At 73.3% G+C, this 14,890-nt stretch carries 9 protein-coding genes; 6 read left to right on the forward strand and 3 right to left on the reverse strand.

Features of this window, described 5'->3' with window-relative positions:
• The first annotated feature begins 297 nt into the window (after positions 1 to 297).
• Genes ACIPPS_RS13955 through ACIPPS_RS13965 form a run of 3 tightly spaced genes read left to right on the forward strand, consistent with a single transcriptional unit; the run spans position 298 to position 9,250 of the window.
• Positions 298 to 6,867 (forward strand): SDR family NAD(P)-dependent oxidoreductase, encoded by a 6,570-nt coding sequence (locus ACIPPS_RS13955; RefSeq protein WP_401430698.1) that lies wholly within the window; start codon positions 298 to 300, stop codon positions 6,865 to 6,867.
• Positions 6,868 to 6,917: 50 nt separating this feature from the next.
• Positions 6,918 to 8,171: a geranylgeranyl reductase family protein gene (locus tag ACIPPS_RS13960; protein ID WP_401430700.1), complete on the forward strand. Its 1,254-nt coding sequence runs from the start codon at positions 6,918 to 6,920 to the stop codon at positions 8,169 to 8,171.
• A gap of 38 nt (positions 8,172 to 8,209) precedes the next feature.
• Positions 8,210 to 9,250, forward strand: a complete 1,041-nt coding sequence (locus ACIPPS_RS13965; RefSeq protein WP_401430702.1) for a vWA domain-containing protein — start codon at positions 8,210 to 8,212, stop codon at positions 9,248 to 9,250.
• 78 nt (positions 9,251 to 9,328) lie between these two features.
• On the opposite strand, the gene ACIPPS_RS13970 is transcribed toward ACIPPS_RS13965, so the two are convergent.
• Complete coding sequence (locus ACIPPS_RS13970; RefSeq protein ID WP_401430704.1) at positions 9,329 to 10,315, reverse strand: glutathione S-transferase family protein; 987 nt, start codon at positions 10,313 to 10,315, stop codon at positions 9,329 to 9,331.
• 613 nt (positions 10,316 to 10,928) lie between these two features.
• On the opposite strand from ACIPPS_RS13970, the gene ACIPPS_RS13975 reads away from it, so the two are divergent.
• A complete protein-coding gene (locus ACIPPS_RS13975; protein ID WP_401430706.1) occupies positions 10,929 to 11,117 on the forward strand; it encodes a CsbD family protein in 189 nt (62 codons plus the stop codon).
• A 118-nt stretch (positions 11,118 to 11,235) separates the two neighbouring features.
• Here the strand turns inward: ACIPPS_RS13975 and ACIPPS_RS13980 are convergent, their stop codons facing one another.
• Positions 11,236 to 12,549, reverse strand: coding sequence for an MFS transporter (locus ACIPPS_RS13980; RefSeq protein ID WP_401430708.1), 1,314 nt, complete (start codon positions 12,547 to 12,549; stop codon positions 11,236 to 11,238).
• Between the two features lie 244 nt (positions 12,550 to 12,793).
• Between ACIPPS_RS13980 and ACIPPS_RS13985 the strand changes: the two genes are divergently transcribed.
• Both ACIPPS_RS13985 and ACIPPS_RS13990 read left to right on the forward strand, forming a co-directional pair.
• Positions 12,794 to 13,657: a class I SAM-dependent methyltransferase gene (locus ACIPPS_RS13985; RefSeq protein WP_401430710.1), complete on the forward strand. Its 864-nt coding sequence runs from the start codon at positions 12,794 to 12,796 to the stop codon at positions 13,655 to 13,657.
• 24 nt (positions 13,658 to 13,681) lie between these two features.
• Positions 13,682 to 14,272 (forward strand): exonuclease, encoded by a 591-nt coding sequence (locus tag ACIPPS_RS13990; RefSeq protein ID WP_401430712.1) that lies wholly within the window; start codon positions 13,682 to 13,684, stop codon positions 14,270 to 14,272.
• A gap of 171 nt (positions 14,273 to 14,443) precedes the next feature.
• Here the strand turns inward: ACIPPS_RS13990 and ACIPPS_RS13995 are convergent, their stop codons facing one another.
• Entirely contained in the window at positions 14,444 to 14,884 is a 441-nt protein-coding gene (locus ACIPPS_RS13995) for a hypothetical protein (RefSeq protein ID WP_401430714.1), read from the reverse strand.
• Positions 14,885 to 14,890: the final 6 nt, after the last annotated feature.

Raw genomic sequence — 14,890 nt, forward strand, 5'->3', positions numbered from 1 at the left:
CGCGCGCCACGGGTACGCGTCGCCCCTCCGGTCACATCCATTCCTCCCTCCGCATGATCATCCACACAGGCCGATGATCCGCTGAGCGACCGCCCAACCAGTTGAACCCGTTGCGTTGGGGCACTTCGCCCGCCCGACGCGCCCCCGTTCACCAGGCCCGGATCCGTGCCGCGCGCCCGACCACGTGGCGGAATGGCCCCTGCCGCGCATGATCGATCCGATCGCGCGGCGGTGCGGGTGCCGCTACGCCGGGCGCCCGCCCTTTCCTCTTTCCTCGGGTTGAAGGACGGGCCATCCATGCATGCACAGACCGCCGTCGCGGTGCCGGGAGCGGGTCAGGACGAACCGGTCGCGGTCGTCGGAGCCGCCTGCCGGTTCCCTGGTGAGGTTCGCTCCGTCGCCTCGCTCTGGCGGTTGCTGATGGCACGCCGGGAGACCGTGCGAGAGGTCCCCGCGGAGCGCTGGGGCCAGGCGGAGCTGGCCGGTCTTCCCTCCAAGGTCGCGGCCCGACTGAAGTACGGCTGCTTCCTCGACGACGACGTGTACGCCTACGAGCCCGAGTTCTTCGGGATCAACGCCCAGGAGGCGCCCTGGGTGGATCCGGAGCACCGGCTGCTGGCGGAAGTGGTCTGGGAGGCCATCGAGCACGCCGGGATCCCGGCCCAGCGGCTCTCGGGCACGCCCACGGGCATGTTCTTCGGGATCTATCAGAAGGACTACATGCTGCGGGTGCAGCGGCCTCTGGAAGAGGTCGACGCCTACGCGATGTACACGGGTTTCGACAGCATCGGTCCCGGGCGCGTGGGGTTCATGCTGAACCTGCGGGGCCCTCAGGTCGTCGTGGAGAGCGCCTGCGCGTCCGGGCTTGTCGCCGTGCACTCCGCCTGCCAGAGCCTGCGGGCCGGTGAGTCGGACGTCGCCCTGGCCGGTGCCGCCATGCTGACGCTGGGGCCGGAGGGCGTCATCGCCCCGGCGCTGTGGGGCGTGTTCTCCCCCACCGGCCGCTGCCACGCCTTCGACGCCGCCGCCGACGGGTACGTGCGCGGCGAGGGCTGTGGCGTCGTCGTGCTCAAGCGGCTGTCGGACGCGCTGCGGGACGGCGATCGGGTCCTGGCGGTGCTCCGCGGGACGGCGGTCAACCAGAACGGCCGGGGTACCCGGCTGAGCGCGCCCTCGGAGCCCGCGCAGATCGACCTCTACCGGCTGGCGCTGGAGCGCGCGGGCGTCGAGCCGGGTGACGTCGGCATGGTGGAGGCGCACGGACCGGGCACGGCGGTGGGCGACCCCATCGAGTTCGGTGCGGTGGCAGCGGTGTACGGCAAGGGCCGGGACCGGTGTGCGCTGGGTTCGGTGAAGACCAACATCGGTCACACGGAGCCGGTGTCGGGCGTGGCGGGCCTGCTGAAGGCCATCGCGTCGCTCCGCCACGGCATGGTCCCGGCCAGCCTGCACTTCCGGGACTGGAACCCGCAGATCGACGCCACCGGCACCCGTCTGTTCGTGCCCTCGGAGACGGCCGAGTGGCCGGTACGGGAGGGCACGCGGCTGGCCGCGGTGTCGTCGTTCGGCATCAGCGGCACCAACGCGCACGTGGTGCTGGAGCAGCCGCCCGCGTCCGTACCCCACCGGCGCGGAGCCCGGCCCGCTTCCCCCGCAGAGGCCTCGTCGGCCCGCCCGCCTGCCGAGTCCGGGGCCGAGTCCGCGTCTCCCGAGCCGACGGCGACGGCGGCGGCAGCAGCGACGACGACCGAGACCGCGACGGCCCTGGACGACGAAGCGGCGGCCGTCGTACGCGTCTTCCCGCTCTCCGCCGGCACGCCCGTCGCGCTCCGGTCCGCGGCCGGCCGCCTCGCCCGGTGGCTGAAGGGCGAGGGGGCCCGGGTGCCGCTCCCCGATGTGGCCCACACGCTCGCCGTGCGCCGCTCCCCCGCACGTGAACGGGCCGCTGTCGTCGCCTCCGGGCGGGCGGAGCTGGTGGCCCGGCTGGAGGAACTGGCCGCCGGGACCCCGCCCGTCGCGGGGGTGTCGACGGGGCGGGCGGTCCCGGGCGCCGGTCAGGGCGTGGTCTGGGTCTTCTCGGGTCACGGCTCGCAGTGGGCGGGCATGTGCCGGCAACTGCTCGACCGTGACGCGGAGTTCACCCGGGTGATCGACGAGCTCGAACCGCTCGTCGCCGAGGAGTCCGGTTTCTCGCTGCGGGAGACCCTGTGCCGCCCCGAGGTGGTGACCGGGTTCGACCGGGTGCAGCCGGTGATCTTCGCGATCCAGCTCGGTCTTGCGGCCATGTGGCGCTCCCAGGGCGTCGAACCGGCGGCCGTGATCGGCCACTCCATGGGGGAGGTCGCCGCCGCGGTCGCGGCGGGGGCACTGAGCGTTCCGGACGGCGTACGCGTCATCTGCCGGCGGTCGCGCCTGATCCTGCGGGCCGCCGGTCAGGGGCTGATGGCCTCGGTCGCCCTGAGCCGTACCGAGGTCGAGCGGATGCTGGCGGAGGAGGACGTGCGCGGGGTGACCGTCGCGGTCGTCGCGTCGCCGGACAACACCGTCGTCGGCGGGGACGCCGACCGTATCCGCCGCCTCGCCGAGGACTGGGACGCGCGCGGGGTGGGGATCCGCGTGGTCGAGGTGGACGTCGCCTCGCACACCGCCCACATGGACCCGATCCTGCCCGACCTCGCCGACGCGCTGGCCGGGGTCACCGGCAGGCAGCCGACGACGGCGTTCTACAGCACCGTCACCGACGAGCCGCGCGAGCACCCCGCCTTCGACGCCGCCTACTGGTCGGACAACCTGCGCCGGGTGGTGCGCTTCGCCGACGCGGTGCGGGCCGCGGCGGAGGACGGGCACCGGCTGTTCGTCGAGATCGGCCCGCACCCCGTCCTCGCCAACCCCGTGCAGGCGACGCTCGCCACGCACGGCCACAACGACACCGCGGTGGTGCCCTCCCTGCTGCGCGACACCGACGACACACTGGCGTTCCACACCCACGTGGCGGCGCTGCACTGCGCCGGCCACCCGCTGGACTGGGCCGACCGTTACGGCGACGGCGCCCTGGCCGACGTACCGCCGACGACGTGGGAGCGCACGCGGTACGTCGTCGAGCCCTCACCGCTGCGGCAGTCCGCCGGTGCCCATGCCTCCCCCGCCTCGCACCCCCTCACGGGACCGCACACCGCGGACCCGGACGGCGAGGGCCGGCACCTGTGGCAGACCCGCGTCACCCCCACCACCCTGCCCTGGCTGGACACCCACCGCGTCAACGACGTCGCCGTGGTCCCCGGCGCCGCGCTGTGCGAGATGGCCGTCGCCGCCGCCGGCGATCTGTACGCCACCGGTCCGCGGCATCTGGCCCTCACCGACGTGGACCTGGAGCGGCTGCTGCTGCCGACGGCCGACGGCACGCTGGTCACCGCGACCGCCGAGGCGGCCGGCTCCGACAGCGCCCGCTGGCGGGTGGTGAGCACGGGCTCCGACGGTGTCTGCGTCCAGCACGCGCAGGCGACCCTGCACCGGACGCCGGAGGGCGAGCCCGCTCCGCAGGACCGCGACGCGAAGGAACTGCTGGCGGACTTCCCGCAGACCGCGGACGCCTCCGACGTCTACCGGCAGATGCGCGACGAGCGCGGCGTGCACCACGGGCAGCCCTTCCTCGGCCTGCAGTCGCTGCACACGGACGGGACTCCGGCGGACCGCGCCGGGACCCGTCTCCTGGCCCGCCTGCGGGTACCCGACGAGGGCCGGGCGGGCGCCCAGTCGCTCCACTGCCATCCCGTCATGCTGGACAGCTGCCTCCAGGCCGTCGCCGCCGTCGTTCTGCGTACCGGTGCGGTGCCCGAGGGAGGCATCCTGCCCCGGCGCCTCGGAGGGCTGCGCCTGTACGGGGCGCTTCCGCTCTCCGGGTACTGCCTGGTCACCCTGACGGGGATGGACGCCGACCGGTACACGGCGGACTTCCGGCTGTGGGCGGACGACGGGAGCGTGGTCGCCGACGCGACCGGGGTGGAATTCCGCCACGTACCGGCCGAGAGCGCCGAGGAGCGCTTCGACAACCGTCTGCTCCAGGCGACGTGGGAGCCCTGTGAGCGGCCCGAGCCGCAGGCGCCGGCCGGCGCCTGGACGCTGGTGACGGAGCCCGGCCGGGAGTCGCACGCCACCGCGCTGGGCGAGGCCCTGGAGGCGCGGGGCGCCGCGGTGGACATCCGGACGCTCGCCGCGCAGGACGACACCCGCGCCGAACCGGTCCTGTCGGGGCCGGCCGGCGGGCAGCCGCCGCGGGCGGTGGTGTACCTGCCGGCGCCCGGCTCCGCGTCACCCTCTCCCGACCGGCAGGCGCACCGGCAGGTCGCCCGGCTGGTGGAGACCGCCCGCGAGCTGGCGCGACCCGGTGACGGCGGGCAGCCGCCGCGCCTGTGGACCGTGACCCACGGCGCGCAGCACGTCCTGCCGGAGGACCGGCCTGACCTGGCCCAGGCGGGACTGCGTGGGCTCGTACGGGTGATGAGCTACGAGCACCCCGAGCTGCGTCCCGCCGTCCTGGACGTCGACGCCCGCACGCCGGTCGCCGACGTGGCCGGGGAGTTGCTGTCCTGCCCGGACGAGCAGGACGAGATCGCCTACCGGCACGGGACACGGCACCTGGCCCGGCTCCGTACCGCCCCGCTGGACGATCAGGAGCACCGCCGCAGGACCGTCGACCGCGCCGACGACCGGGTGGCCCTGCAGCTGGCCCGCCCCGGCGACCTGGACTCGTTCGCGTTCGTCGCCCAGCCGCGCCGTCGCCCCGGGCCGGCCGAGGTCGAGGTCCGGGTCGAGGCCACCAGCGTCAACTTCATCAACGTGCTCCAGGCCATGGGCGTCTACCAGCGCTTCAACGCGGGCGAGGAGCCTATGGACGTCACCGCGTTCGACGGCGCGGGCGTCGTCACCGCCGTCGGTGAGGGCGTCCAGGACGTACGGCCGGGCGACCGGGTCGCCGCGATGTTCGTGGACGGGACACGGTCCGCCGTCATGAGCTCCTTCGCGACCGTCCGCGCCGACTGCCTGCTGCCGGTGCCGGACCGGATGAGCACGCGGGACGCGGCAGCCCTGCCGTGCGCGTACATCACCGCCTGGTACGCCCTGCGTCACCTGGCCCGGCTCCGGGCGGGCGAGAAGGTACTCATCCACTCCGCCAGCGGCGGCACCGGTCTGGCCGCGCTGAACCTGGCGCGGGCGTGCGGCGCGGAGGTCTGGGCCACCGCGGGCAGCGAGGCCAAGCGGGCGTACGTACGCGGCCTGGGCGTGGAGCACGTCATGGACTCGCGCACCCTGCACTTCGCCGACCAGGTACGCGCCCTCACCGGCGGCCGTGGCGTCGACGTCGTGCTGAACTCCCTCACCGGGCCCGCGCAGGCCGCCGGTCTGGAGCTGCTGGCCCACCGGGGCCGGTTCCTCGAACTCGGCAAGCGGGACATCTACGCCAACAGCCGCCTCGGGCTGCTGCCCTTCCGGCACAACGTCACCTTCGCCGGCGTCGACGTGCTGATGATGATGCAGCAGGACCCGGAGCTGCTCGCCGAGGGCTACCGCGAACTGGCCGGCATGCTCGCGGACGGCACGCTGCCGCCGCTGCCCGTCGCCGAACACCCCGTCGCCGAGGCCGCGTCCGCGTTCCACACCATGGCCTCCGCCCGGCACACCGGCAAGCTCGTCCTCACCTGGCCCACCGAGGGCACCGACACCCTGCCGGTGCGTCCGGCTGACGTTCCCGTCGTACGGTCCGACGCGAGCTACCTGGTCACCGGCGGGCTCGGCGGGCTGGGGCTGCTGGTCGCCCGGTGGCTGGCCGAACGAGGAGCCGGCGGCGTCGTCCTCACCTCCCGCAGGGCTCCCTCCGCGGACGCCCGCACCGCGCTCGACGCCCTCATCGCGGAGTACGGCACCCGCGTCGAGGTCGTGCGCGGGGACCTCGCCGAACCGGGCGTGGCCGACACCCTGGTCCGGGCCGCCCAGGACACCGGCCACCCGCTGTGCGGTGTCGTCCACGCCGCGGCCGTCGTCGAGGACGCAACCGTCGCCAACCTCTCCCCCGCCCTCCTGGAGAAGGTGTGGCGCCCCAAGGCGACCGGGGCCTGGCTGCTGCACCAGGCCACGCAGGGCCTGGAACTGGACTGGTGGGTGACCTTCTCCTCCGCCGCCTCCCTGCTGGGCAACGCCGGCCAGGGCGCGTACGCGGCCGCCAACGCCTGGCTCGACGAGTTCACCTCGTGGCGCCGCGCCCAGGGCCTGCCGGCCACCTGTGTCAACTGGGGACCCTGGTCGGAGGTCGGCCGCGGCGCGGCCATGGCGGAGCGCGGCTACGCCATGATCACGCCCGCCGAGGGCATCGCCGCGCTGGAGCGCATCCTGGCGCACGACCGTGCGCGGGGCGCGTACACGCCGCTCGACCTGGCCCGGTGGCTGGAGTCGTACCCCGCCACCGCCCGCACCGCCTTCTTCGCCCCGCTGGCCGCCCCGGCGGCAGATGCCGGTTCGGGCGGGGAGCGCAGCGCGCTCCTGGAGTCCCTGCGGGAGGCGGACGGCCCGCAGCAGCGTCAGCAGATCCTTCAGCCGCAGGTCGTCGACCACATCGCCGCGGTCCTGCGGCTGGGAACCGACCGGTTCGACGCCGACACGTCCCTGGTCACGCTCGGCCTCGACTCGCTGATGGCGCTCGCCCTGCGCAACCGCCTGCAACGCGAACTGGCCCTGGACATCCCCACCACGGTGATGTGGACCCACCCGACGGCCTGTGCGCTCACCCGCTATCTCCTCGCCCGCCTCGACCCCGACCAGGAGCCGGCCGACGCCGCGCGTCCCGCGGCGGAACCGGCCGCTGTCTCGCACTGACCGGTTCCGCACCCGACCCCATTCCGTCCGACCGCAAGGTGACCCCGCACATGCTTCCTCCCTCCGCCCCCGCCCGTCCGCCCGGCACCTGGGACGTGATCGTCGTCGGCGCAGGCCCGGCCGGCGCGACCGCCGCCCGCGTCGCCGCCGCGGCGGGCTGCGAGACCCTGCTCCTCGAACGGGCGACCATCCCCCGCTACAAGACCTGTGGCGGCGGCCTCATCGGAGCGTCTCTCGCCGCACTGCCCCCCGGTCTGCCCCTGAAGGTGTACGACACGGCCGGTCACTTCACCTTCGCCCTCAACGGGCACGCCGAACGCACGCTCACCTCCCGTTGCCCGACCATCGCCATGGTCTATCGCAGCGAACTCGACGCGGCGCTGACCGAGGCCGCCGCGGCCGCGGGAGCCACGGTCCGCGACAACACCGCGCTGACCACGCTGGAGGAGCAGGGCGGCACCGTCACGGTGACGACCAACCGTGGCGACACACTCCGGGCGCGGGCCGTCGTCGGCGCCGACGGCAGCGCCAGCAGGGTCGCCCGGTACGTGGGCGTCGAGTGCGCGCAGGTCGACCTCGCCCTGGAGGTCGAGGTGCCGGTCGACGAACGGACGGCCGATCACTGGCGCGGCCGGCTCCTGATGGAGTGGGGCCCGCTCCCGGGGTCGTTCGGCTGGGTCTTTCCCAAGGGCGAGGTCTGCACCGCCGGGGTGGTGGCCGCCCGGGGCAACCCGGCGGCCCTGCGCGCCTACAAGAAGGACTTCCTCACCCGCCTCGGACTCCACGACCTGCCGCCCCTGCACGACACCGGTCACCTGACCCGGTGCCGCCGCTCCGACTCGCCGCTGTCCCGCGGGCGCGTCCTGGTCGCCGGTGACGCGGCGGCGCTCGTCGACCACTGGTCGCGCGAGGGCATCTCGTACGCCCTGCGGTCGGGGCAGCTCGCCGGCGACACCGCCGCCCGGCTCGTCGCGGCGGGCGACGAGAGGGCGGCGAGCGTCGCCGCCGACGCGTACGGCCGGCAGGTCGACGGCACCCTCGGTGTCGAGATGCGCGCGAGTGGCACGCTGATGAACCTCTTCACCCGCAACCCCGGCCTGGTCCACACGGCGGTGACCCGTGTGCCGCCGGCCTGGCGCCGTCTCGACTCCTACATCGCCGGGCACACCAGCGTCGCGGCGATCATGACCACACCGCTCGCCCGCACCGCGGCCGCGCTGGCGACCCGGCTCCCCCTCCAAGCCCCGCCGGGGGCCCCGCGCGACCGCGTGGTGAAGCCAAGATCGATTGTCAGTGGTGGGTGAGACGCTGGATCCATCACGTCGGAAAAGGGGGAGCTTTCATGTCGGGAAGCCAGAACTACATCAACCACGTCGCGCTCGTGCTGGACGCCAGTTCGTCCATGTCCCACCTCAGTGGCAAGGTGGTCGAGGTCGCCGATCAGCAGATCGCGTACCTCGCCCGCCGTTCACGGGAGTTGGACCAGGAGACGCGCGTCACGGTGTACGTCTTCGCGGACAAGGTGCAGTGCGTCATCTACGACAAGGACGTGCTGCGGATGCCTTCGCTGAAGCAGCTGTACCGGGTGGGCGGTATGACGGCCCTGCTGGCCGCCGCCCTGAAGTCGCAGCGGGAGCTGGCGCAGACGGCGCAGCTGTACGGCGACCACAGCTTCCTGACGTTCGTCCTGACGGACGGCCAGGAGAACGCCAGTCACCGCTGCCCGGACGCCCCTGCCAAGGACCCGCGTGAACTGGTCGCGGCGGTCGCGGAGATGATCCGGACGCAGCAGGACAACTGGACCCTGGCCGTCCTGGTGCCGGACCAGCTGGGCAAGCGCGAGGCCATGCAGTGCGGCTTCCCGAAGGAGAACATCGCGATCTGGGACGCCACGAGCACCCAGGGGCTCGAGGAGGCCGGGCAGGTCATCCGCGAGGCCACCGAGAAGTTCATGGTGGGCCGCACCCAGGGCATCCGGGGATCGCGGGCGGTGTTCTCCACGGGCGCGGACGCGGTCAACAAGGACACGGTGAAGGCCGCCGGTCTCACGCCCGTCGACCCGTCGACGTACCAGCTGATCCCGGTCTCCCGTGACGCGGCGATCCGGGACTGGGTCGTCGAATGCGGGCACACGTACCGCACGGGAGGTGCGTTCTACCAGCTGAGCAAGTCGGAGAAGGTGCAGGCGCGCAAGCAGATCGCGGTCCTGGAGAAGAAGACGGACCGGGTGTACACCGGGCCCGAGGCCCGCGCTCTGCTCGGCCTGCCGGACGTGGAGGTCCGCGTCAAGCCGGACCACAACGACGACTTCACGATATTCGTGCAGAGCACCAGCGTGAACCGGAAGCTCGTGCCGCACACGCGGCTGCTGCTGATGGTCTGACGGCCCGTCCGGGCGGCCGGCCCGTCCGGGGGGACGGGCCGGTCGGGGGGACGGGCCGGCCGGGGACGGTTCCGCGGGTCAGCCGAGCGGCGGTACGCGCTCGGACGGCGGCGGGGGGCCGGGGGGCGTACCGTCGCCGAAGGGACGGCCCCCGAGGCCCTCGCGGCCGTGCGGGGAGAGCCAGTTGAGGGTGTCCGGGCCCTGGGGGACGATGCCGGTCGGGTTGATCTCGTGGTGCACGACGTAGTAGTGCGCCTTGATCTGCTGGAAGTCGATCGTGTCGCCGAAGCCGGGTGTCTGGAACAGGTCCCGCGCGTAGCCCCACAGGGCCGGGAGCTCGGTCAGCTTCTGCCGGTTGCACTTGAAGTGGCCGTGGTAGACGGCGTCGAAGCGCACGAGGGTCGGGAAGAGACGGACATCGGCCTCGGTGAGGGTGTCGCCGACCAGATAGCGCCGGTCGGTGAGCCGCTCCTCCAGCCAGTCGAGCCGCTCCCACAGCCTGCGGTACGCCTTGTCGTACGCCTCCTGGCTGCCGGCGAACCCGCACTTGTACACGCCGTTGTTGATGTCCCGGTACACCTTCTCGGCGACGTCGTCGATCTCGTCGCGCCACTTCTCCGGATACAGGTCGGGCGCGCCGTCCCGCTGGTGCGCCGTCCACTGGCTGCCCAGGTCGAGGGTGATCCGGGCGAAGTCGTTGGTCACGACCTGGCCGGTGGGGATGTCGACGACGGCGGGCACGGTGATGCCGCGCGCGTAGCCGGGCTCGCGCCGGAAGAACGCCTCCTGGAGCCGTTCGATGCCGAGCACCGGGTCCTTGCCGCCGGGGTCGAGGTGGAAGGACCAGCTGCGCTCGTCGTGCAGAGGGCCCGCGATGCCCATGGACAGCACGTCCTCCAGGCCCATCAGCCGCCGGACGATCGCGGACCGGTTCGCCCAGGGGCAGGCGCGGGCGATGATCAGCCGGTAGCGGCCGGGCTCGACGGGATAGCCGTCCTCGCCGTCGGCCGTGATCCGTGTCGTGAGGTAGTTCCGGTCGCGCTCGTACTCACCGTCGCCGGCCATGTTCGCGCCCTCCATGCGTGCGGCCGCCCTCGGCCGATCCGGCCGGGGCATTCCGGTCATACACGCAAGCACGCCTACCCGTCTCGACCCGCCCTACGCACCACGCCGGGGCGCGTGGACAGCGGGCCCCTGGTCAGCGGCCGAGCGGGGGCGGGCCCGATGCGCTCAGGCCGCGTCGGGGCGGTCACCGTGCGCGGGCTCGTCCGTGGGCGACGGCGTGGGCGACGGCGCGGGCTCGGGAAGCGGTGGTAAGAGCCGTAGATGCCGGGGGCGGGCGTGCCGGGCCGGCCCCGGCCGCTCGTGCGGCGTCGAGCTTCGGTACATCCGGTCCTCGAGCCGGTCCATGGCGATGAGCATCAGTGCCAGCGAGGGCAGTATCAGTAGGGCGACGGCAGTCACGGCCTTGTCTCCTCGGCGGGTCTCGGCTGTCCTCCTTCAGCTCGGGTGCCCGCTACTCCGTTCGATGCGCGCCGCTGGTGTGAAGATTCTGCGACGAGTAGCGGGCAGAGGGCCCGGCGTAGGTCCCGGGGCTCGGCGTTCGACCTGCGTGATGCCGGGAGCGGGCCTAGCGTGGGCTCCGCAAGCCAATCCACAGAAAAGGGGCATACCCATCATGGCTGGTAAGGGCAAAGCGGAGAAGGCCAAGGGCAAGCTGAAGGAGACCGCCGGCAAGGCCATGGGCAACGAGCGCATGGAGACGGAAGGCAAGGCGGACCAGATGAAGGGCAAGGCCCAGGAGGCCGGCGAGAAGACCCGCGAGCGCGCCGAGGGCGTCCGCGACTCCCTCGACCGCGACAAGTAGGCCTGCCGCGCCGTACCGGCGCCGATGCCGCTGCCCCCGCCCCTCCTGGTAGGAGGCGGGGGCGTCGCACGTCCACCCGCCTCTCCGGCGAAGCCCTCCGGGCGACGGTGCGATCCCGTCAGCTGTCCAGTTCCTTGTGAGCGGTCTCCGGCAGCCGGAGGTACACCGCCGAGGAGACGAGGCACAGGGCGGCCACGTACCAGGGGAACAGCCCGGGGTGGTCCAGCTCCTTGAAGAGCGTCCCGACGTACGGGGCCGTCCCGCCGAAGACCGCGACCGTCAGCGAGTACGGGAAGCCGATCCCTGCCGCCCGGACCCGTGCGGGGAACAGCTCGGCGTTCACGGCCGCCGAGATCGCGGTGAAGCCGGTCAGCAGCACCATGCCCGCGCACTGCACCAGCAGCAGGGACAGGAACGAGCCGTCGAGCGCCCGCAGCAGCGGTACGCCGAGCAGGGCGAAGCCGAGGCCGAAGAAGAGCAGGAGCGGTTTGCGCCCGAACCGGTCGGAGAGCAGCCCGCCGACCGGCTGCAGAAGGGCGAAGAACGCCAGCGACAGCGTCCCGGCGAGCAGCGCGTCCGCCTTGTCGATGCCGGTGTTGAGCTCCGCGTACGTCGGGAGGTAGGAGGTCCACGTGTAGTACGCGAGGGTTCCGCCCGCCGTGACGCCGCCGATCAGCAGCGAGGCCCGGGGATGCCGTCGCAGCGCCTCGAAGAGGCCGGGTCGCGGAGCGTCGTGCCGTGCCACGTCGTGGGTCTCCTCGGCGCCGCGGCGGATCCAGAAGCCGACGAGGCTCAGCACGGCACCGACGAGGAACGGGATCCGCCAGCCCCAGCCGTTCATCCGCTGGTCCCCGAGCACGCCGACGAGCAGAGCCGCCGTGCCGGACGCGGCGAGCTGCCCGGCGGAGGTGGAGACGTACTGGAAGGACGAGAAGAGTCCGCGCCGCCCGGGTCCGGCCGATTCGACGAGGAAGGTGGTCGAGGCCGCGAACTCCCCGCCCACCGAGAGCCCTTGAAGCAGCCGGGCGACGACGAGCACGACCGGCGCGAGGACTCCGGCGGCCGCGTACGTCGGGGTGAGGCCGACCAACAGGCTGCTGCCGCCCATCAGCAGGATGGTGACGGTCAGCGCGGCCCGTCGGCCGCGCCGGTCCGCCACGGCGCCCATGAGGAGCCCTCCGACCGGGCGCATGAAGAAGCCGACGGCGAAGACGGCGAACGTCGACAGGAGCGGGACCAGGGAGTTTCCGGAACCCGCGGGGAAGACCTGGTTGGCGATGTAGGCAGCGAGGAAGGTGTACGCGTACCAGTCGTACCACTCGACCGCGTTGCCGACGGAGGCCGCCAGCAGCTGCCGTAGCGGGCGCCGGGCCGGCGGGGGGACGGTGGGGCCGGAGCTGGGGGCGAGTCCCACGGGAGGCGTGTCTGTCATGATCACGACCTGCCCCGGCTCGACCGCCCGTACGCCCAGGACCGCCGTGGCTCGACCGCCCGTACGCCCAGGACCTCGCGCAGCCCGGGCTCCCGCCCGGGGCGCCACGCCTCCTCATCTCATCCGATCGGCTCAGCCACGGGCGCGCCTCGGCCGTCCGGGCGGCGGCCGGGGCAGGATCGGCGCGAGGCGGCCGCCGTACGGGCCGCCCGGCACCGCCCCCGCCGCGGGAGGAGACGTGGTCATGAGAGAGCCCGACGACCTGCCCGACGACGAGGCAGCCGGACCTGGCCGCTACGGCGAGGCGGTGTTCCGTCCCGAGCAGGCGGGCGAGGGCGAGCGCATCGACTTCGGCGCCCTCGCGTACGACGACCTCACCCTGGCACGGCTGCGCGCGCTGGGGGTGGGCCCGGGGTGGCGGTGCCTCGACGTGGGCGCCGGCACGGGCACGGTCTCCCGTCGACTGCTGGAGGAGGCCGGGGTGGAGAGCGTGCTCGCCGTGGACCGCGACACGCGCTTCCTCGCCGCACGGCCCGTGCCCGGGCTCGACGTCCTGGAGGCCGACGTCGCCGCCCCGGACTTCGCCCCTGGCCGGTTCCGGCTCGTCCACGCGCGCTTCGTGCTGATGCACCTGCCGGAGCGCGAGCGCCTGATCGCCCGCCTCGCGGACCTCGTCGCGCCGGGCGGCGTACTGGTGCTCAGCGACGCGATCGACCTGACGAGCGACCGGATGCCCGACACTCCGTACACCGCCGCGATGCGGGCGATGTGGCGGGGGCTGCGGGACACCATCGGCACCGACGTCTCCTGGACCCCGTCGTACCCCCAACTCCTGCGCGGCGCGGGCCTCGTGCCCGTGGCCGCCGAGATCCATGTGCCCCCACTGACGCCGGGCAGCCCCATCAGTCGCTTCTGGGCGGACACCTGGGAGCGGAGCCGCCCGGCGATGCGCGCCACCGGCCTGGTCGACGACGCGGCCGTCGACCGGGCGATCCACTACCTGTCCACCGAGGACTGCGCCGCCCTCTCGGCCGGCATGATCACCGCCTGGGGCAGGAGACCGGACACCGGGACGCGCTCGACGTCACGGCCGGTAGGGTCGGCGTAGACCTCGTCACCGGGAGAAAACACCGTGGCCAAAGCTGAGTTCTACGTGTCGGCCGACGTGGAGGCCGACGGTCCGATACCCGGGCCGTTCTCGATGTCGAGTTTCGGCCTGGCCGTCGCGGGGGTTCGCCGCGGAGGGGTGTTCGAGGCCGGTGACCCCGCCGAGCGCACCTTCTACGCCGAGCTCAAGCCGATCAGCGACGCCTACGACGCGGAGGCCCTGGCCGTCGGCGGGCTGGACCGCGGGGTGCTGGCGCGGGAGGGGCAGGAGCCCGCGCGCGCGATGAACGACGCCGCGGCCTGGCTCGCGGGCGTGGCGGGCGAGCTGGCCGCCACTCCGGTGTTCGTCGCGTACCCGCTGGGCTACGACTGGATGTGGATGTACTGGTACTTCATGCGGTTCGCGGAGGCCGGCTCGCCGTTCGGGCACTCCCGCTGCATGGACCTCAAGACGCTGTACGCCGCCCGAGCCGCCGTACCCCTCAGTGAGGCGACCAAGCGGTCGATGCCAGGTCATCTGCTCTCCTCGCGCCCCCATACCCACAACGCCCTGGACGACGCGATCGAACAGGCCGAGCTGTTCCAGAACCTGATGCGGTGGGAAGCCGCCGTCTGACCCGGCACGGGAAGGGCCCGCACCTCGCCGAGGTGCGGGCCCTTGCCCTTGCTTGCCGCCCGTGACCCGGGGGGAAGGCGCGGACAGGCGATGCGAGCGGTCCCCACCGCTCGCTGTCCGTCTGCCCCGGAACGGCTCTCCCATTCCTCAGGGCGTTCCCCGGGACATTCCCTAAGGAGACGTCCAGTCGGCCGGGACCGGCATGCCCCAGTCCTCGCAGGCCCGGATCATGACGGCGCGGACCTCGGGCCCCGCGTGGGCGTACGAGAGCGGGCCGTCCCTGCCGATCAGGTAGTCGCCGGTCAGCCCACCGAGGTACTCCCGGAGGACCGGCTCGGGTGAGGCGGCGACCCGCTCCAGGAAGGAGAAGGAGCGCCGCAGCACCTCCGACCGTTCGGTACTCGGCGCCGCCGCCAGCGCCGGTAGCAGCACCTCGTTGAACAGGTCCCAGAGACGGCCGTACACGTCCGTGCGGACCGCTTCCGCGTCCGCCGGATCGTCGTCCCTGGCGAGGGCCGAGCGGACCTTCTCCGCGACGGGCTCACGCATCTCGGGGAAGGTCTCCAGCATCTCCCCGAGAAACGTGTGCGAGTCGATCGGTTCCGTCACCACGTGCTC

This window comes from Streptomyces sp. NPDC090127, from assembly GCF_044746945.1.
In the GTDB taxonomy this organism is placed as follows: domain Bacteria; phylum Actinomycetota; class Actinomycetes; order Streptomycetales; family Streptomycetaceae; genus Streptomyces.